The 19,958-nt window shown below is 47.8% G+C and carries 19 protein-coding genes; 18 read left to right on the top strand and 1 reads right to left on the bottom strand.

Going from position 1 to position 19,958, the window contains the following annotated elements:
• Nucleotides 1–50: 50 nt before the first annotated feature.
• From veg to H065_RS0123385, 6 genes are all read left to right on the top strand, one after another.
• Complete coding sequence (gene veg / locus H065_RS0123410; protein WP_017815539.1) at nucleotides 51–326, top strand: biofilm formation stimulator Veg; 276 nt, start codon at nucleotides 51–53, stop codon at nucleotides 324–326.
• Nucleotides 327–502: 176 nt separating this feature from the next.
• Nucleotides 503–1,357, top strand: a complete 855-nt coding sequence (ispE, locus tag H065_RS0123405) for a 4-(cytidine 5'-diphospho)-2-C-methyl-D-erythritol kinase (protein WP_017815538.1) — start codon at nucleotides 503–505, stop codon at nucleotides 1,355–1,357.
• Between the two features lie 169 nt (nucleotides 1,358–1,526).
• Nucleotides 1,527–2,360: a pur operon repressor gene (gene purR / locus H065_RS0123400; protein ID WP_017815537.1), complete on the top strand. Its 834-nt coding sequence runs from the start codon at nucleotides 1,527–1,529 to the stop codon at nucleotides 2,358–2,360.
• 197 nt (nucleotides 2,361–2,557) lie between these two features.
• Nucleotides 2,558–2,842, top strand: coding sequence for a septation regulator SpoVG (spoVG, locus tag H065_RS0123395; RefSeq protein WP_017815536.1), 285 nt, complete (start codon nucleotides 2,558–2,560; stop codon nucleotides 2,840–2,842).
• Between the two features lie 225 nt (nucleotides 2,843–3,067).
• Complete coding sequence (glmU, locus tag H065_RS0123390) at nucleotides 3,068–4,459, top strand: bifunctional UDP-N-acetylglucosamine diphosphorylase/glucosamine-1-phosphate N-acetyltransferase GlmU (protein ID WP_017815535.1); 1,392 nt, start codon at nucleotides 3,068–3,070, stop codon at nucleotides 4,457–4,459.
• Nucleotides 4,460–4,653: 194 nt separating this feature from the next.
• Nucleotides 4,654–5,607, top strand: a complete 954-nt coding sequence (locus H065_RS0123385; protein ID WP_017815534.1) for a ribose-phosphate diphosphokinase — start codon at nucleotides 4,654–4,656, stop codon at nucleotides 5,605–5,607.
• 82 nt (nucleotides 5,608–5,689) lie between these two features.
• Here the strand turns inward: H065_RS0123385 and H065_RS0123380 are convergent, their stop codons facing one another.
• Nucleotides 5,690–5,890 (bottom strand): hypothetical protein, encoded by a 201-nt coding sequence (locus H065_RS0123380; RefSeq protein WP_017815533.1) that lies wholly within the window; start codon nucleotides 5,888–5,890, stop codon nucleotides 5,690–5,692.
• A gap of 124 nt (nucleotides 5,891–6,014) precedes the next feature.
• Here H065_RS0123380 and pth point away from each other — a divergent pair, with 124 nt between their 5' ends.
• From pth to hpt, 12 genes are all read left to right on the top strand, one after another.
• Nucleotides 6,015–6,575 (top strand): aminoacyl-tRNA hydrolase, encoded by a 561-nt coding sequence (pth, locus tag H065_RS0123375; RefSeq protein ID WP_017815532.1) that lies wholly within the window; start codon nucleotides 6,015–6,017, stop codon nucleotides 6,573–6,575.
• Between the two features lie 201 nt (nucleotides 6,576–6,776).
• Entirely contained in the window at nucleotides 6,777–10,301 is a 3,525-nt protein-coding gene (gene mfd / locus H065_RS0123370) for a transcription-repair coupling factor (RefSeq protein WP_017815531.1), read from the top strand.
• Nucleotides 10,288–11,478 (top strand): peptidylprolyl isomerase, encoded by a 1,191-nt coding sequence (locus H065_RS26655; protein ID WP_017815530.1) that lies wholly within the window; start codon nucleotides 10,288–10,290, stop codon nucleotides 11,476–11,478. Before mfd ends, H065_RS26655 begins: the two co-directional genes overlap by 14 nt.
• Before the next feature lie 143 nt (nucleotides 11,479–11,621).
• Nucleotides 11,622–13,262 carry a putative polysaccharide biosynthesis protein gene (locus tag H065_RS0123360; RefSeq protein WP_017815529.1) on the top strand — a complete coding sequence of 547 codons (1,641 nt, stop codon included), beginning with the start codon at nucleotides 11,622–11,624 and terminating at the stop codon, nucleotides 13,260–13,262.
• A gap of 48 nt (nucleotides 13,263–13,310) precedes the next feature.
• Nucleotides 13,311–14,795 carry a bifunctional methyltransferase/pyrophosphohydrolase YabN gene (gene yabN, locus H065_RS0123355; protein ID WP_017815528.1) on the top strand — a complete coding sequence of 495 codons (1,485 nt, stop codon included), beginning with the start codon at nucleotides 13,311–13,313 and terminating at the stop codon, nucleotides 14,793–14,795.
• 133 nt (nucleotides 14,796–14,928) lie between these two features.
• Nucleotides 14,929–15,201, top strand: coding sequence for a non-specific DNA-binding protein Hbs (hbs, locus tag H065_RS0123350; protein ID WP_017815527.1), 273 nt, complete (start codon nucleotides 14,929–14,931; stop codon nucleotides 15,199–15,201).
• A gap of 2 nt (nucleotides 15,202–15,203) precedes the next feature.
• The gene (locus tag H065_RS0123345; protein WP_017815526.1) at nucleotides 15,204–15,482 is read left to right on the top strand and encodes an RNA-binding S4 domain-containing protein; all 279 of its coding nucleotides are present in this window, start codon (nucleotides 15,204–15,206) and stop codon (nucleotides 15,480–15,482) included.
• A gap of 163 nt (nucleotides 15,483–15,645) precedes the next feature.
• Nucleotides 15,646–16,008, top strand: a complete 363-nt coding sequence (locus tag H065_RS0123340; RefSeq protein WP_017815525.1) for an FtsB family cell division protein — start codon at nucleotides 15,646–15,648, stop codon at nucleotides 16,006–16,008.
• 137 nt (nucleotides 16,009–16,145) lie between these two features.
• Nucleotides 16,146–16,646, top strand: a complete 501-nt coding sequence (locus tag H065_RS0123335; protein WP_017815524.1) for a S1 domain-containing RNA-binding protein — start codon at nucleotides 16,146–16,148, stop codon at nucleotides 16,644–16,646.
• Nucleotides 16,647–16,850: 204 nt separating this feature from the next.
• Nucleotides 16,851–17,789, top strand: coding sequence for a protein kinase domain-containing protein (locus H065_RS0123330; protein WP_036630695.1), 939 nt, complete (start codon nucleotides 16,851–16,853; stop codon nucleotides 17,787–17,789).
• Between the two features lie 17 nt (nucleotides 17,790–17,806).
• Nucleotides 17,807–19,240 carry a tRNA lysidine(34) synthetase TilS gene (tilS, locus tag H065_RS0123325; RefSeq protein ID WP_017815522.1) on the top strand — a complete coding sequence of 478 codons (1,434 nt, stop codon included), beginning with the start codon at nucleotides 17,807–17,809 and terminating at the stop codon, nucleotides 19,238–19,240.
• A 55-nt stretch (nucleotides 19,241–19,295) separates the two neighbouring features.
• Complete coding sequence (gene hpt, locus H065_RS0123320; protein WP_017815521.1) at nucleotides 19,296–19,835, top strand: hypoxanthine phosphoribosyltransferase; 540 nt, start codon at nucleotides 19,296–19,298, stop codon at nucleotides 19,833–19,835.
• Nucleotides 19,836–19,958 lie beyond the last annotated feature (123 nt).

The raw sequence follows: 19,958 nt of genomic DNA, 5'->3' as shown, positions 1-19,958 counted from the left end.
ACTCTTTCTTTTTCTGGTATACTGGAATAGGAAAAGAGGTGGTTGTAGGCATGGCTAACAATGCGCTTACGGAAATTAAACGCAATCTTGATGCTCACGTTGGGCACAAAATTACTTTGCGTGCAAATGGTGGTCGCAAGAAGACCATTGAACGGACTGGCGTTTTAGAAGAAACCTACCCTTCTGTTTTTACAGTAAAGCTTGATGATGATCATCAAACTTTTGAACGAGTGTCTTACAGCTACGCTGACGTGTTAACCGACTCTGTCGAGATCACGGTTTGCGATGAAGATTCCCAGACGCAGATCGAATACGCAGGGAATTGAATAACTGTTTTATCATAAAACAGTCTTTATCTCCTTTCGGGGTAGAGACTGTTTTGTTTTGTGAATGGACTTCATAATCTATTTTTTTTATAATATGGATTATTCATGCTGACTGGCAGAACGCCGGTCTGAATATAGATGTAGAACGGACGGACTGTTGAAGGTGGAGGAACCTCATGAAGTTATATGAAAAAGCGCCCGCTAAAATTAATCTGATGCTGGATGTATTACATAAGCGGCCGGATGGCTACCATGAAGTCGAGATGATTATGACGATGGTAGATCTGGCGGACCGGCTTACCATATCGGAACTGGCAGGGGATACGATCAAAATATCCAGCCAGGCCGGTTATATTCCGCTGGACGAGAAAAATCTCGCTTATCAGGCAGCCAGAAAAGTAAAAGAAAAGTATCATATTCGTCAAGGTGTACACATTCATATTGATAAGAAAATTCCGGTAGCTGCCGGATTGGCAGGAGGCAGCAGTGATGCGGCGGCAGCACTGCGCGGTTTGGATCGCCTCTGGAACCTTCATATCCCGCATGAGGACATGATGGAGCTGGGAGCTTCGATCGGCTCGGATGTGCCTTTCTGCATTACAGGTGGTACAGCGCTGGCTACAGGCCGCGGAGAGATCCTGACGCCGCTTCAGAGCCCACCAGACTGCTGGGTGATTCTGGCCAAGCCGCCGATCAATGTATCGACAGCGAACGTATATGGCCGTCTGCAGGCGGATCGTATAGCTTATCATCCATCAGCTACCAATATGCGTGCAGCATTGGAGCAGCACTCCTTTGAACAAATCTGCAGCGAACTGGGCAATGTATTGGAGGATGTGACACTGTCGCATTATCCAGAAGTACGCCAGCTCAAGCAGGCTATGATTCAACTGGGTGCAGATGGCGTGTTGATGTCGGGAAGTGGTCCTACGGTCTTTGGACTGGTGTCCAAAGAATCCAAGGTAGCCCGTATTTATAATGGGCTGCGAGGCTTCTGTCATGAGGTCTATGCCGTCAGAATGTTAACCTGAATGAATACAGGTCGCAATCTTGTTCATACCATTGTGCAGAATTTAGGCAGAATGGATGAAAAAGATTGCGATTTTCTTTTACAAACACGTACAAAAATGTTATATTCACTTTAATTATTCGGGTTTGGGTATATAATTGTAAATTTTTTGGAGATAGTGAGGAGTCAAAGTGAAAAAATTAAAAAGGAGTGCGCGTCTGGTTGAGCTGACCCAGTATTTGACATCCCGACCACACACGCTGATTCCATTAACCACGTTTGCTGACCGATATGGAGCGGCCAAGTCATCGATCAGTGAAGATTTGACCATTATCAAGGAAGTCTTTGAAGAAGAAGGTGTCGGAGAACTTTTGACACTGGCAGGGGCAGCCGGCGGAGTGAAATATATTCCAAGACTGTCGCGGGAAAAAGCTTTTTCTTTTATGAGCAATTTGTGTAATCAGCTGGAGCAGCCGGAGCGTCTATTGCCTGGCGATTATATTTACATGTCCGATCTATTGGGACAGCCGGCTATTCTGAATGAAGTTGGCAAAATTTTCGCGTCGGTATTTGCGGATACGCCGATCGATGTAATCATGACGGTAGAGACCAAAGGTATTCCTCTGGCGCATGCCACAGGTACGCAGCTGAATCTGCCGGTTGTACTGGTACGCCGGGATCATCAGATGACCGAGGGATCGGCAGTGAGTATTAATTATGTATCCGGTTCGCACAAGAGTCTGCATACGATGACGCTGTCCCGCCGTGCACTCAAGGAAAAATCGCGTGTATTGATTATCGACGATTTTATGAAAGCCGGAGGAACGATTCAGGGTATGGTCGATCTACTGGATGAATTCAATGCTACCGTCGCTGGTGTCGGCGTCCTGCTGGAATCAGGTGCAGTGGATACGGAAGACCGCCTCTGGGCAGATTATGTGTCGCTGGCAACATTGACCGAAGTTGATGCCAAAAGCAAGAAAATCATGGTCAAACCGGGCAATTACTTTGAAAATGAAAAGTAATACGCATCGTAGCCTATAGAACCCATTTTCATATTGAGAATGTCTATCAATCAAATTTTTCGCAATTCGTCGAAAAACGGCAAAAAAAGCAAAAAGACAAAAAAATGCGCAATAAATTTTCAGAAAAAAAGAGGGATTTCCCTGCCATGTGTGGAATTACACAACCAAGTCTTTATGGAAAAAGGTGGTGAACACATATGGAAATAACGGATGTACGACTCCGCCGGGTGAACTCCGAAGGCAGAATGAAAGCCATTGCATCTATCACAATCGACAGCGAATTTGTCGTTCACGACATTCGCGTTATCGACGGTAACAATGGCATGTTTGTCGCAATGCCAAGCAAACGGACACCGGATGGCGAGTTCCGCGATATCGCGCATCCTATTTCTTCAAGCACTCGCGAGAAGATTCAGACAGCCGTGCTGACTGAATACGAACGTGCCGGTGTAGAAGAAGAAGTTATTGAAGAAGGCGCATAATCAAGTACTTATTGGGGTTTAAAAGAAAAGGGAGTCACAGGGAGCAAGAGCTGTGGCTCCCTTTTCTTTTTGTCCGGAATAAGATATATTCAGTATGGAGTTTTTTTGACGGCTGTATAATTATGGGTGAACACAAAGATTACAAAGTCCCGCAAACAGGCTTATTTCCAAGCAAATCAGGGATTATATGTATAAATGGATTTAATTATAGAGGGGGCAATTTTTTTGAAAAGGATGGCAGTAGTACTGGCGGCAGGTAAAGGCAAACGGATGAAATCCAAGCTGTATAAAGTGCTTCATCCGGTATGCGGCAAGCCAATGGTAGGTCATGTACTGGACGCTGTGCAAAAGGTGAATTGTGAGCGCAGTGTAGTGGTAGTAGGACATGGAGCAGAAGCAGTACAATCCTTCCTGGGAGATCGCGCAGAGTATGCACTGCAAAGCGAGCAGCTGGGTACGGGGCATGCGGTTCGTCAGGCTGAACCGTTGATTGGATCGGAGCAGGGTACAACGATTGTAATCTGTGGAGATACACCGCTGGTTACACCGGAGACGCTGGAGAATCTGATCCATCAGCATGAATCCGAAGGCGCCGCTGTTACGATTTTGACAGCAGTAATGGAAGACCCTACAGGTTATGGCCGCATTATTCGCGATGCCGACGGCAGTGTAATCAAGATTGTAGAGCAAAAGGACGGTACACCGGAAGAACTGGCTGTACAGGAAATCAATACAGGCACGTACTGTTTTGACAATTCCCTGCTGTTCTCCGCACTATCCAAAGTAACCAACAACAATGCTCAACAAGAATATTATCTGCCAGATTGCATCACTATTTTGCGTGAACAGGGTAAACGTATCTCCGCTTACGTAACAGCTGACATTTCCGAATCGATCGGGGTTAATGATCGTGTGGCTCTGTCGGAAGCCGAGCAGTTCATGCGCAGACGCCTGGCTCGTTATCATATGCTGAACGGTGTTACTATTATTGATCCGGACTCTACCTATATCGGTGCAGACGTACAGATCGGTTCAGACACTGTACTGCACCCGGGCACAATCCTCAAGGGAAACACCGTGATTGGTGAAGACTGCGTGATCGGTCCAAATACGGAGATTGAAGATTCCAGAGTGGCGAGTGGCACAACAATTCGTCAATCCGTATTGTCGGAGACCGAAGTGGGCCAGGAAGGCATGATCGGACCGTTCGCATATTTGCGTCCGGGTACTGTACTGGGTGACCAGGTCAAGGTAGGCGATTTTGTTGAATTGAAAAATGCCAAAATCGGCAATGGTTCTAAAATACCTCATCTGAGCTATGTCGGCGATGCAGAAGTGGGTTCTGGCGTAAATATCGGCTGTGGCGCGATTACAGCCAACTATGACGGACTGAACAAGTTCCAAACGATCATCGAAGATGATGTATTTATCGGCAGCAACTCCAACCTGATCGCACCAGTGCGTGTAGGCAAAGGTGCTTATGTCGTAGCCGGCTCTACGATCACAAAGAATGTAGATGCGAATGATCTGGCGATCGCTCGTGCACGCCAGGAAAACAAGGCTGGGTACGCGGATAAAATCCGTGCCAAAGCCAAAGCAATCAAGGAACAAAAGTAAGAATTTGTGAATCATCGTGCCATTTGATTAAATTATTATCTATTTGCACTAACATAATGCCACTATTCGCTAGAAAATTATTATATAATGTTAAGTGTATGATGCTTGTTGAATGATCTGATCGACCATATAGAGAGAAATAAGACCGATATGATGAGCATTCCAATGAACCACCACGGAGGGTTTTAACCATTATGACTTATTGTGATTCCAAACTAAAGATTTTCACTTGTAATTCCAATCCCAAGTTGGCGGGTCAGATTGCCGACTACATCGGTATTCCCATGGGCGAATCCCGTACGACCAGCTTCAGTGATGGCGAAATTCAGGTGAAATTATCCGAAAGCGTCCGCGGTTGTCATGTGTATATCATCCAATCAACTTGCGCGCCGGTAAATGATAACCTGATGGAACTGCTTGTCATGGTAGATGCACTCAAACGTGCTTCGGCCAAGAGCATTAACGTCGTGATTCCTTATTACGGTTATGCACGTCAGGATCGCAAAGCACGTTCACGTGATCCAATCACAGCAAAACTGGTAGCGAACCTGATCGAAAAAGCAGGCGCTCACCGTGTTATCGCGATGGATTTGCACGCGATGCAGATTCAGGGCTTCTTCGATATTCCGGTAGATCATCTGCTCGGCGTACCAATTCTGGCTCAGTATTTCCGTTCCAAGCAAATCGAAAACCCGGTTGTCGTGTCCCCTGACCATGGTGGTGTAGTACGTGCACGCAAACTGGCTGATCTGCTCAGCGCACCGCTGGCAATCATCGACAAGCGCCGTCCGGAACCAAATGTCAGCGAAGTCATGAATATTATCGGTAATATCGAAGGCAAAACCGCGATCCTGGTCGATGATATCATCGATACGGCAGGTACGATTGTACTGGGCGCGAATGCACTGATCGAAGGCGGCGTCAAAGAAGTGTATGCATGTTGTACGCATCCGGTGCTGTCCGGTCCGGCGATGGATCGTCTGGAAAACTCTCCGCTTAAGGAAGTCATTGTAACGGATACGATTCCGATCACGCATCCGAATCCGACCAGCAAGCTGAAAGTATTGTCGGTTGCTCCTCTGATGGGTGAAGCAATCATCCGTGTACACGAAGAACTATCAATCAGCAAGCTGTTTGAAATCGAATAATCAGGTATATAAACAAAGGGTTACTTCCTCACTTGGAGGCAAGTAACCCTTATCGTTGTATCTATCGAAATAAGCTTTGCATCTAATAACCTGGCCTGGATACAAAGGTATGACGCTGTCGATGATACAGAATATGGTTCATCTCAATAAACTGATGATCATAGGCGGTAATCAGACCAATATCCACAGGAATACCATGACGGTAAATCTGCACAGGCATTTCCTGTCTGAAATGATCGTAGAAATGACGGTTTTTCAGCAGCTGCTGCCCAAAGGTATACATGCTGAGTGTCCTCCTTGTTAGACTTATCCGTGTGGTGTAACCCAATTTTAACAAAAAATGAAAATTACTGCACCGTAGACATATGCATATCGACATATACCGAAGAAATGAGGATTATGAAACAATGAAATGGATTGTAGGATTGGGTAACCCGGGGCCGGAATATGCCAAAACACGCCATAACGTAGGCTTTATGGCACTGGATCGACTGGCTGAACGGCACGGTATATCCATCAGTCAAAGCAAAAGCAAATCGCTGATTGGTGAAGGCCATATCGGCGGAGTCAAAGCCGTGCTGATCAAACCGATGACTTATATGAATCTGTCGGGTGAAGCCGTACGCGCCTATATGGATTATTACAAAGTCGCTCTGGAAGACCTGATCGTTGTCTATGACGATATGGATACAGAGACCGGCAAAATTCGTCTGCGCTTTCAGGGCAGTGCGGGCGGCCATAATGGAATCAAGTCTATTATCCAGCATACCGGTACTCAGAAGTTTGACCGGATTCGCATGGGCATCTCCCGGCCGGAGCCCGGGTATGCGATTGTAGATTATGTACTGGCTACTTTTCCCAAGAAGGAAAAGGAATTATTGGATCAAATGATCGAGAATACATGTGACGCACTCGAATTTAGTATGAAGCATACGTTTGAGCAGACCATGGCTAAGTTTAATGGATAATGGTATAATAAAGCTTAATAATTATATCTTTTAAATCGTATATATACCGCCTTCCGGACCCGCAATGAACAGGTTAAGAAGGCGGTTGTTTGTAGGCAAATCGGTATTTTATCCGGTTTGTCGTTTTACCGTTGTGTTATGTGTGTATAATCCTTTGTTTATATATTTTGATACTGATCCAAGAATAAGTGAGGTGCCGCTTTGTTACACAATCTGATACAAGCATTTGCCAAAGATAATGACTTTGGTTCTGTTCGCGATGGTATTGTGTCCGGAATGAAAGATCAACTCATTTCCGGATTGTCTGGCTCGGCTCGGCATTTACTGATTGCGGGCCTTTTTGCAGAGACGCAAAGACCAATGCTGGTCGTTACTCATAATATGTTCCATGCTCACAAAATAGCTGAAGATCTGCAAGAAGCACTCACGCCGGAGCAGGTACTGCTTTATCCAGCGAATGAGCTGGTAGCTGCAGAGTCTGCTATTTCCAGCCCGGAGACGCTGGCGCAGCGTATTGATGTATTGACGCAGTGTGCCGCCGGATTCCGCGGCGTTGTTGTTGTGCCATTTTCCGGTGTACGCCGTTATTTACCGGCGCGTGAAAATATTGCCGGCGCAGAAATTATTCTGAAGGATGGCGGCACACTGGAACTGGAAGCTTTCCTCAAACGCATGGTAGAACTGGGGTATGAGCGCGTAGAACGTGTAGAATCCCGCGGAGAGATGAGCGTTCGTGGAGGCATTATCGACTTTTACCCAGTGACGACGAGTCTCGCCTATCGGGTAGAGTTATTCGATGAAGAGATTGATTCGATCCGTACTTTTGATCCGGATGATCAGCGCTCGATTGATAAAGTGAAATCGGTCACCATTACGCCATGCCGCGAGATTATTGCGGATGAAGAGCGCATGCGCAAGGCTGCTGATCTGGTATCGGCCCGTCTGGATATGCAGCTGGAGAAAATGAGCGACCGTCAGGCCAAAGCACGATTGAAAGAAGAGATTGGCCGTGAAATCGAGCTGCTGCGTCAGCATGTCTATTTCCCGGAAATCTACAAATATATCGCTCTGCTGTATCCGGAGCAGGTGACTCTGTATGATTACCTGCCGGAAGATACGGTAGTTATTATGGAAGAACCGGCACGTCTGCAGGAAACAGCGCGCCAATTGGAACGCGACGAGAGCGAATGGGATATGCATCTCTTGCAAAATGGCAAAAGTCTGCCTTCTCTGGAGCTGGCTGCCCATACGGATGATGTAATGTATCGCAGTCCTTTCCAGAGCATCTGGATGTCGGTGTTCCTGCGTCAGGTACCGCATGTACAACCGGGCAATATCGTAAACTTTGTCAGCCGTACCATGCAGGATTTCCATGGACAGATGAATGTACTCAAGTCCGAGATGGAACGCTGGAAAAAAACCGGCATCCAGGTCGTGATGGTGGCCAGCGGCGAAGAACGGATGGAACGTGTCCGCCGTGTGCTGGATGACTATGATATTGAGACGCCTGTCATGATGGATGGTAATCTGCAGGCCGGCTTTGAACTGCCATCGATTCAGCTGGCAGTGATTACCGAAGGAGAAATGTTCTCCAAAAAACAGCGCAAAGTGCGCAAAGTCAGCAAAAACGTGGATAATGCAGAACGTATCCGCAGTTATACCGAGCTGAAGGTAGGCGACTATGTCGTTCACCAGAATCATGGTATCGGTAAATACATGGGAATTGGTACGCTTGAGGTAGGCGGTATCCATAAGGACTACATGCATATTATGTATGCCGGTGGAGACAAGCTGTCCGTACCGATCGAACAGATCGATCTGATTCAGAAATATGTGGGCTCCGAGGAAAAAGAGCCCAAAGTCTACAAGCTGGGCGGCAATGAATGGATTCGGGTCAAAAACAAAGTTCGTTCCTCGGTACAGGATATTGCCGATGATCTGATCAAGCTATATGCCGAGCGCCAGGCAGCACCAGGGTATGCTTTTGAAAAGGATACCAACGAGCAGAACGAATTCGAGAATACGTTCCCGTATGACGAGACTCGTGACCAGCTGCGTGCGATTGATGAGATCAAGGGCGATATGGAGAAAAACCGTCCGATGGATCGCCTGCTCTGCGGCGACGTGGGTTATGGCAAAACAGAAGTGGCGATTCGTGCAGCATTCAAAGCGGCGATCGAAGGCAAACAGGTAGCGATCCTGGTGCCGACGACGATCCTCGCCCAGCAGCACTATGAGACGTTCCGTGAGCGGTTTGCCGAGTATCCATTTAATATCGGGGTGCTGAGCCGCTTCCGTACACGCAAAGAGCAGAATGAGACGATCAAGGGAATCAAGCAAGGTACGATCGATGTCGTGATCGGTACGCATCGTCTGTTGTCCCAGGATCTGGTGTTTAAGGATCTGGGTCTGCTGATCGTCGATGAAGAGCAGCGGTTCGGCGTGTCGCACAAGGAGAAGCTGAAGCGTCTCAAAACCAATGTAGACGTACTGACTCTGACAGCAACGCCAATTCCGCGCACGCTGCATATGTCGATGCTCGGTGTGCGTGATCTGTCGGTTATCGAGACACCTCCGGAAAACCGCTTCCCGGTACAGACCTATGTAGTGGAACATAGCCCTACACTGGTGCGCGAAGCGGTCGAGCGTGAATTGAACCGCGGCGGACAAGTGTACTATTTGTACAACAAGGTACAGGGTATTCATGAGATGGCTGCCCATATCTCCGAACTGGTGCCCGATGCACGGGTAGCAGTAGGACACGGACAAATGTCCGAGCAGGAGCTGGAGAAGACGATTCTGGACTTCCTGGATGGTGAGTTTGATGTGCTGGTTAGTACCAGCATTATCGAGACCGGCGTCGATATCCCGAATGTAAATACGCTGATTGTACATGATGCAGACAAGATGGGGCTGTCCCAACTGTATCAGCTGCGTGGCCGGGTAGGACGTTCCAACCGGATCGCGTACGCCTACTTTACGTATCAGCGGGATAAAGTACTGACCGAGGTCGCCGAGAAGCGTCTCCAGTCAATCAAAGAATTCACAGAGCTCGGTTCCGGATTCAAAATCGCCATGCGTGACCTGTCGATCCGTGGTGCAGGTAATCTGCTTGGTGCAGAACAGTCGGGCTTTATTGCTTCGGTCGGTTTTGATCTGTATTCGCAGATGCTGGCAGAAGAAATTCAGAAGCGTAAAGTTACCATGCTGGGTGAGCAGGATCTCAAAGCCAATGACTGGAATACGACGATTGATCTGTCCATTGATGCGTATTTGCCTTCCGATTATATTTATGATAGTATCCAAAAAATAGAAATTTACAAGAAAGTGGCAGCTGTATCTTCCTTTGATGATATTGCAGAGCTGGAAGACGAATTGCTGGACCGCTTTGGCGAATTGCCGGAAGCCGTTATCCAGCTGATGCAGGTAGCCCGCCTGAAGCTGTACGGCAAACGTTATGGTATTGAGCATATTTCCCGTCAGGGCGATAATGTACAGCTCAAATTCCATGCTGGTCAGGAAAAAGCATTCGATATGACCCTTCTGTCCGAGATTGGCAATCGCTACGAAAGACGTGTACAATTTAATCAGGGTTCCAACATGATCATTCAGGTTAAAGGCAAAGGAATGACAGATGGCGAGCTGCTGGAGCTATTGCGCCAGTTTCTTGAGGCTGTCATGGAATCATTCAAATTAAAGGGGGAACTACAGAATGTGGCCAATTAAAAAAGCTGCTCGTAAAACAGCGGTATTGACAGCAGGAGCTGTACTTAGCATCAGTCTGTTGGCAGCTTGCAACAACGGCAATAACGCGGCAGCTCCACAACAGCCCAAAGCGGCAGAGCAAGCCAAGGATAGCAGCCCGGTTGTTGCTGAATATGAAGGTGGAACCATCACCGAAAATGAATTTAACAAAGAAGTCAGTATGCAGAAGTTTCTGACTCCTCAATATGCCCAAATGTTTGATATGCCTGAATATAGAGAACAAATCATGAATAAGTTGTTAGATCAGGAAGTTGCTTATAAATCGCTGGCGCAAAATGCTAGTGAAGCTGCCAAAACAGAGGGAGCTAAGCAAGCTGACGAACAAATAAAGCAATTTAAAGCTAGCATGGCTCCAGAACAATGGGAAGAAATGCTGAAAGCAGCGAGTTTGAAGGAGCAAGATGTAAAGGATTATATGACTCTTGTTCTTACAGGATCAGAAGTTATGAAAGAAAAAGTAACAGATGACAAAGTGCAGTCTTATTTTGATGCGAATAAAAAAGACTACACCACCGCTACAGTACGTCACGTGCTGATCGGTCTGCAAAGTGCAGATGGCAAAACAACCCGTACCGATGCACAGGCACTGAAACTGGCTAAAGAAGTCAAAGCCAAGCTGGACAAAGGCGCTGACTTTGCAACAATTGCCAAGAAATATACAGACGATACTGGTTCCAAGGAACAAGGTGGTCAGTACAAAGATCAAAAAGTCGGCAACTGGGTGGAAGGCTTCAAAAATGCAGTGCTGACGCAAAAAATCGGTGTAGTCGGCCCACCGGTTAAAACCGATTATGGCTATCATGTGATCAAGGTAGAATCCCGTACGGAAAAAGAATTCAAAGATCTGACTGCCGAGGAAAAGGATACCATCAAGTCCCAACTGGCTTCCCAGAACTTCAGCAACTATATGGCCAATGATGTTCCAAAAATGATCAAGAGCAAAAACCTGCCTAAAGCACCGGCACCTGCCGCTACTGAAGGAGCAGGCGATGCTACAGGTGGTGCTACCAGCACGCCGGGAACAACAGAAAGCCCGGGAACTGCCGGGGATGCTTCGACAGGCAAGAGCACGACTGAAAGTGGTGCAAAATCTACTGAAACTGCACCAGCAGAAAGCACAACCGAAAGCAGCAAGTAATCTTTCATGGAGAAGCCCTGAGGCCTTCTCATGCACTGTTATACTGAATAGCGCGGATTTCCGCGCTATTTTTGCGTGATACGGCTGAATTCTGTTATTCTTACTCGGAGATAAGTAGAAAATCAGGAAAGGAGATCCTCGTTATGAAAGAATCAGCGACCCCATCATCACGGATGCTGCAAGGAGCATTTATACTTATCGCGGCAGCTGTACTATCCAAGCTGATCGGGACCATACAGAAAATTCCTCTTCAGAATATGGGAGGTGATGGGGTATTTGGCATTTATAATGCTGTTTATCCATTTTATACGCTGGTTCTTCTGGTAGCGACAGCCGGATTTCCGGCAGCGGTCTCCAAGTTTGTCGCCGAAGAAATGGCTTCCGGCAATCCAGCCGGCGCCCGCCGGGTAATGCGTTTGTCGTCTTTGCTGCTGATGGTGCTGGGAATTGGCTGCGGTATCTGTATGTATGTATCTGCGCCGCTGCTGGCCAGCTGGATCGATAACAAGCATACCGAACTTGCCATCCGCAGTGCAGCGCTCGCGTTGCCGCTGGTGCCCATTATGGCAGGGCTGAGGGGGTATTTTCAGGGATTGCATGATATGGTCCCTACAGCAGTATCCCAGGTGACGGAGCAGACGATACGTGTAGCATCGATGGTGGTACTGTTGGTCATTCTGAATCAAGCAGGCCAATCCGATGACTGGATTGCTGCTGGAGCTACATTTGGCTCTGCTGCAGGCGGAGCTGCGGGGCTGATCGTGATGCTGATTTACTGGTGGATTCACAGGCGGCGTACCGGCAGTATAGCTACCGAGAGCGTTGTACTGCCCGCAGGCGAACGTGAGCCGGTCTGGCCGCTGTTCAAGGCATTGCTGCTGTACGCACTGCCTGTCTGTCTTGGTTCGCTCTCTGCGCCACTGATCAGCCTGGTCGATACCTTTACCATGCCTCGTCTGCTCAAAGGAACAGGCTGGAGCGAAGCCGAGGCGATGATCCAGTTCGGGATCTATAATCGCGGTATTCCGCTGGTACAGCTGCTGGCCATGCTGGCAACGTCCATGTCGGTGCTGTTTATCCCTGCACTGGCGGAAGCAAGGGTGCGGCAAAGAATGGATCTGATCCGCAGCCAGACGCAGCAGACGGTCAATTGGTTCTGGCTGCTAGGGCTCGCTTCATCTGTAGGCATAGCTTTGCTCGCGGTACCGGTCGATATTATGCTGTATCAGGATGATGCAGGCAGCGCGGCTATCCGCTGGCTCGCTTTTACAGGTATAGGAGCAACATTGTCGATTGTTACGGCAGCGATGCTGCAGGGAATGGGTTCAGTACGCGCACCGGCAGTTCATCTGCTGCTGTCTACTGTCGTCAAGGCCATACTGAATATTCTGCTGGTTCCACTGTATGGTATTAACGGAGCCGCTATTGCAGGCATTGTTGCTTATAGTCTGGGGGCTGTGCTAAACATCCTGCTGTTGGTTCGCGTGACCCGTTTCTCAATGTCCTGGCGGGATCTGCTTTGGAAGCCGCTGCTTGTTACGACGGTAATGGGTGTATGTGTGATCGGATGGATGTGGGCAGCAGGAATGATGATGGACATGATGCATATTCATCCGCGAATGGAAGCACTGGTAGTGACGCTGGGTGGAGTGGTCATTGGCGGATTGGTATTCCTGATCGGACTATTCCGTACACAGCTGATGACCGAGGAACAGGCATTGGCATTGCCAAAGATTGGCGGCAAGCTGGTGAAGCTGCTCAGAACGATGCGAATTACAGGCTAGACGAACATAGACAAGTATCAAATACAGATCAGGACAGGAGGAGAGCCAATGAGTGGAATATTAACGATTGTGGGGCTTGGATCGGGCGATGTGGATCAGCTGACTGTCGGCATTTTTCGCAGACTTCAGCAGGCGAGTCGTCTGTATGTACGAACCAAGGATCACCCCGCACTGGATTCAGTAACTGCCGAATTTATAACTTTTGATGATGTATATGAGACGAAAGAATCTTTTCCGGAAGTATATGCAGAGATTGCTGATCGGCTGCTGAATATTGCTGCAGAGGCGCAGGACAGCGAAGAGATTATCTACGCCGTACCGGGACATCCGATGGTTGCCGAGCGTACTGTACAGATTCTGCGCGAGCAGGGCGAAGCCAGAGGCATTACCGTTCGTATACTGGGCGGAGAAAGTTTCTTGGATGAGACGTTTACCCGTCTTGGATTTGATCCGATCGAAGGGTTCCAGCTGCTGGATGCTGCCCAGCTTAATGCCCAATTGCTTCAGCCGCAGATGCATACGGTAATTGGACAGGTATATGATACCTTTACCGCATCCGATGTAAAGCTGAGTCTGATGGAGCTGTATCCGGATGATTATGAAGTTCAAGTATGCCATTATCTCGGTGTAGAGGGCAAAGAAGTCATTGCTTCTGTACCTGTATACGAGCTGGATCATATCCAGGATTATGGCAATCTGTCTCTTATCTATGTGCCGCGTACCGACGATGAAATGATCCGCAACCGTACCTTTGCCCGTCTGCATGAGATTGTGGAGACGCTGCGCAGCCCGGGTGGCTGTCCATGGGACCGCGAGCAGACTCACCAGTCGCTGCGTCAGAACTTTATCGAAGAGACCTATGAGGTTCTGGAGACGATCGATGATGATGATCCGGAGCATATGCAGGAGGAGCTCGGCGATGTGTTGCTGCAGATTATGCTGCATGCCCAGATTGAGGAAGAGACCGGTACATTTAACGTGTATGACGTTATTGAAGGATTGAACCGCAAGCTGATCTTCCGTCACCCGCATGTATTTGGTGATAAGCATGCCGGTGATGCCCAGGCGGCTCTGCAGAACTGGGATGCCATGAAGGCCGAGGAAAAGCGTCTCAAGGGGATAGATACAGCAGCCGTTTCTGTACTGGACGGCGTACCACGTGATCTGCCTGCACTGCTCAGTGCCTACAAGATCCAGAAAAAAGCAGCCAAGGTGGGCTTTAACTGGGAAGATGTTGAAGGGGCTCTTGGCAAACTGGACGAAGAACTGGCCGAGCTCAAGGAAGCGATCCGCGAAGGCCATGATTCTCTGGATCAGCAGCTGGAATTGGGAGATCTGCTTTTCTGCGCGGTCAATATTGCCCGCTTTATCAAGGCGGATCCCGAACAAGCGCTCGCACTGGTCAATCGCAAGTTCAAGCAGCGTTTCCAGTATATCGAGCAGTCGCTTCAGGCTCAGGGTACCGCTATCGACCAGGCCAGCCTGGAAGAGATGGATCGGCTCTGGGACGAGGCCAAAAGCAAAAATCTGTGAATATTACACAGGAATTTGGGCTGAGAGCAAGAATGTACTATACTAGAGAAGCAGCTATATGTTAACATGCTGTTCATGGGACAGAACATGTTATCCAGTTGAATTTTTTTGAAAATTTGGGAGGCTTTTAATAATGAACAAAACAGATCTGATTAACAACATTTCCAACAATAGCGGTTTGACTAAAAGAGACGTAGAAACTGTCTTGAACGGTTTTCTTGATGAAATCACAAGCGCACTGTCCAGCGGTGACAAAGTTCAGTTGATCGGCTTCGGAACTTTCGAAACTCGCAAACGTGCTGCACGTACCGGACGCAACCCACAAACGGGTGCAGAAATTAACATTCCTGAGTCCAATGTTCCTGCATTTAAAGCGGGTAACAAACTCAAAGAAGCGGTTAACTAAAAATGCGTCTGGACAAATTCCTGAAAGTATCAAGACTGATCAAGCGCCGTACCGTGGCCAAAGATGTGTCTGAGCAGGGAAGAGTCCTGTTGAACGGGCGTGAAGCGAAGCCGAGCGCCACGGTAAAGGTAGGCGACGAGATCACTGTCCAGTTTGGACAGAAGCTGGTCACCGTCCGCGTCGAAAGACTTGCTGATACAACACGCAAAGAAGAAGCGGCAACCATGTATACTCTGACCAAAGAGGAACCGGTAGCCAAATCCGAAGATTTTCCGTTTTAATAGAAAGGCTGTTTTGTGGTCATTTGGACACAAAGCAGCCTTTTTGTCATTTTATTTGGTTACAAAGTGTTACATTTGATTATTTTGTGGTAATGTAAAGTTATACGGTATAGTTATGTCAATCAATTATAAAAATGGAAAGACTGAGCAAGGAGGAGACCTGATGATTCCAAAACCGGTGCCGATGCGAGGCGGCAGCCAACAACATAAAAAACAGACAGCTCCATCGTCAAATCATGGAGCACGTAGAAGGCTGCGGATTTGGATGGTAGTCATGGTATTGTTCCTTGGTTGGGCAATCTATACATTTGTGGTCCAATCCATTCATTTATCCGAGAAAAAGGCAGAGCTTGCCCAGCAGGAAGCCAAGAAAGTTCAGGCCGAGGCTGCGCTTGGTCAATCCCAGAATGAAGTTAAACGTTTGGAAGACCCAGAATATATCGGACAGGTAGCACGCAAGCAGTACGGCATGTATTTGCCGGGCGAGAAGCCAATCTGGGCTACCGATCCCGAAGAAAAAAATTGAATAATGCTGTGAAATGGGTCGGAATATACGCTATTCCTCAGTTGACCTAATTTTCGGCTTCCGTTATAATTTAATCACCGCAGGTCGTAATCCTATAGGATTTTACTGTATATTTTAAGGGAGGATCATTTTACTCTATGGCAATTGAAGTGGGCACCAAGTTAGAAGGCAAAGTGACGGGAATAACGCACTTTGGAGCATTTGTAGATCTGTCGGGAGGTGTCACTGGTCTTGTTCACATCTCGGAGATTGCCGACAATTATGTAAAAGACGTTAACGACCACCTCAAACTGGGCGATGTCGTTACTGTCAAAGTCATCAATGTCGACAAAGATGGTAAGATTGGTCTTTCGATTAAGCAGGCCGTAGACAAGCCGGCAGAAGCAACATCAGCACCATCTTCTAGACCACCTCGTCCTGAATCACGCGGCGGTGGAAGAGATGGAGGAGATCGTCCGGGTGGCGGTGGATTTAACCGTGGTGACCGTGGAGGACGTTCCTTCAATAAGCCTTCTGTTCCTAAAGCTACATTCGATGATAAAGTATCCCGTTTCCTCAAAGATAGCGAGGAGCGCATTTCATCATTGAAGAAAAATACGGAATCCAAACGTGGAGGCCGTGGTGCCAAGCGAAGCTAGTCCTCACCTGGCATACAGTATATAAATAACGACCGTAGATGCTCCGGCATCTACGGTTTTTTGCTGCTTGTCTGCCAGTTCATCCTGTGCAGCTGTTTGACCCGGGCATCCATCTGGATTCTGAATTTGTATAAAATGGTTATTTAATTGTGTTACACTGAGACCAGACCCAACTTGGAAGGGGAAGGAGAGACTCGCTTGTCGATGTCTTATCATTCTGAATTGCCAGCAGGAACTACGGTTACAGGAAGAACGAGAGGACAGCAGTACGTCATTCAGCGGACGCTGGGTAAGGGAACCAATGGAATTGTATACCTGGTAAATGGTCCGCAGGGTCAACCGTATGCTCTCAAGCTGGCAACGGAGAACCACGATCTGCAGCCGGAGATCAAACTCCTTGTCTCTTTACATAAGCACTGGAAACTGACGGGAAGAAATGATTCCAATCGTTACCTGTATGATGCTGATGATTACGAGGACGAAGGGAGACAGATCCCTTTTTATGTTATGAAATATGTAAAGGGCCAACCACTAAGTGCCTATCTGCGTTCACGTGGGATCGATAAAATCGGTATGGCCGGTCTCGGGATACTGGAAATCCTGCTGGAGCTGCATGAGTCCGGCTGGGTATTTGGTGACCTCAAGGCAGAGCATGTGATCATCACGGAAGAAGGCGAAGTCGAGCTGATTGATTACGGTGGAGCACGTCAGCAGGGCAAAAGCATACACCAGTTTACCGAGTGGTATGATCGTCACTACTGGAAAGCAGGGACGCGTACAGGCGACTTTGCCTATGACCTGTTTGCTTTTGCAGTAATCTGCCTCAAGCTGTTTAATGAGCCGGCTCTTCATAAAATGATATCCACGCGATTGCCCCAGATGCGCAGTGAAGCGGATCTGGTTGTCCTTATCGATGAGACCCCGGGATTAACCCTCTATAGCGGCTGGCTCAAAAAAGCGGTACGCGGAGAATTCAGAAATACCCGGGAAGCTTATAACAGCTGGAAAGCAATCAGCCGTTCCGGGCTTCCATCCAGTCGCAACAGCAGCGACATGATGACCCAGAAGCTCAAGCGGGCGTTTATCTGGTCACTGATTGCGCTGGCAGTCGTACTGTATATTACCATTTATATCAAAGGTTAAAGTTAGGAGAGAAGCATATGGAGCCGCAGACATGGAACAGGATACTCGATCATGTCCGCATGCTGGTACAGCAGGAGACATGGTGGAGACCTGGTAGCTGTATCGTCGCGGCAGTATCCGGTGGGCCGGATTCTATCGCTTTGCTGCATGTACTGCACCAGCTGTCCCCGGAATACGGATGGAGCGTCATCTGTGCCCATATGAATCATGGATTTCGGCCAGAGGAATCCGCAGCCGAAGCCGAGTTTGTCGAAGCCCAGGCGATGGCACTCGGCATCCCGTTCGAAGCGGAGCAGGTGGATGCGCCTGCTTATATGCAGCAGACCGGCAAAGGGGCACAGGAAGCTGCGCGCGAGCTCAGGTACCGGTTTTTGCACAGAGTCGCTGCCAAACACAGCGCAGATTCTATTGCGCTTGCCCATCATATGGATGATCAGGCAGAGACGGTAATGATGCGGATTATCCGTGGTACCGGACCTGACGGAATGGGCGGCATTAAAATGCATAGAATCGAAAAAAATGTGGAACTTGTGCGGCCTTTTCTGCGTATATACAAGGCAGACCTCATCCGTAGTTGCGAGGAATACCATTTTCAGTACATGAATGACAGCAGTAACGAGCTTCGCAAATATACGCGTAATCGCATCCGGCTGGATGTTTTGCCCTTTTTGCAACAGTATAACAGGCAGCTTGTTCCGACACTGTCCAGGCTTGCCGAGATTGCCGGACCGGAAAGTGAATATATTCAGCAGCAAACCGAGGCGTTATATGCGGAATTGGTTAAAGAAAAAGAAGGATCATTTTCATTTCCCGTGACTTCCTTTGTGGGCGCTCATGTCGCTTTACAACGGAGGTTGATTAAACTAATATTAAATTATCTGTCATCAACTGCTGAACAATTTGATTTTACCAAAATCGAATTAATCCGCCAGCAGATTGTAAACAGTCATCTCACAAGCTGGAATCTGGATGTTGGAGATCGGGTAATCTGCGTACGCGAGTATGAAGATATCCGGTTTATGCAGGATTACCGGGATGGAATAGAGCCATTTTGTATTCCTCTGCAGCGTGAAAATGCCACCATATCCATACCAGGGTCTTCGGATCAGGTAGAGATTCGCTTGCTGGAATGGAAAGAGTGTCATTCCGAAGCTTTACAGCTTTCTTCGGATGAAGCGTTATTTGATGCGGATTTAACGGATTTTCCGCTTTATTTGCGTTCCCGCCGTCCCGGCGATATGATCAAGCTGCTGGGCAGTGGAACGAAGAAAGTTAAGAATCTTTTTATCGATGCCAAAATACCATTATCTCAGCGTGATTGCCTGCCATTATTGACGGACGATCATGGCCGCGTACTGTGGATTCCGGGAGTCCGGCGCTCACAGGAAGCACTTTTGCATCCGGGCTCGATTCATTGTCTGTATATGAGACGGATAAAGTCTGCAAAATAATGTTTGATTTCCATCGATTTAGCTTGATAAGTATAATGTAGGAGGTTCATCCAAGTTGCACAACGATATCAAAGAAGTGCTCATCAGCGAGGAAGAAATTCAGCAGAAAATTCTGGAACTGGGCGCGAAGCTCGGTGAAGATTACAAGGATCGCAATCCGCTTGTAATCTGTGTCTTGAAAGGCGCATTTGTATTTATGGCCGATCTGGTAAAACGGATCGAAGTACCACTGGAAATCGATTTTATGGCAGTGTCCAGTTATGGTGCTTCCACCAAATCATCCGGTGTCGTTAAGATTATCAAAGATCTGGACGTATCTGTAGAAGGCCGTGATGTACTGATTGTTGAAGATATTATTGATAGTGGTCTTACGCTCAGCTACCTCATGGAGATTCTGCGTGGTCGCAGTGCCAAGAGTGTGCGTGTAGTCACCCTTTTCGATAAGCCGACAGGCAGAACAGTCGAGCTGGAGGCAGATTATACAGGATTCATTATCCCGGATGCCTTTATTGTTGGTTACGGTCTGGACTATGCCGAGCATTACCGGAATCTCCCCTACATCGGGATTTTAAAACCGGAAATTTATTCGAACTAATTACCGGCTCTGCGGGCAATAATGGAAATGGTTATGAATGGGCATTTTGCTCATTAATAACAATATCTGTTATTGCACTCTGACATCTATTGAGAAGGTCAGACGGGCTATGGTAAAATAATT

Source organism: Paenibacillus shenyangensis, from assembly GCF_000346635.1.
Lineage (GTDB): Bacteria > Bacillota > Bacilli > Paenibacillales > Paenibacillaceae > Saccharibacillus > Saccharibacillus dauci.
Note: the sequence above shows the minus strand (reverse complement) of the source record. Positions and strands in the feature narration are given on the sequence as shown.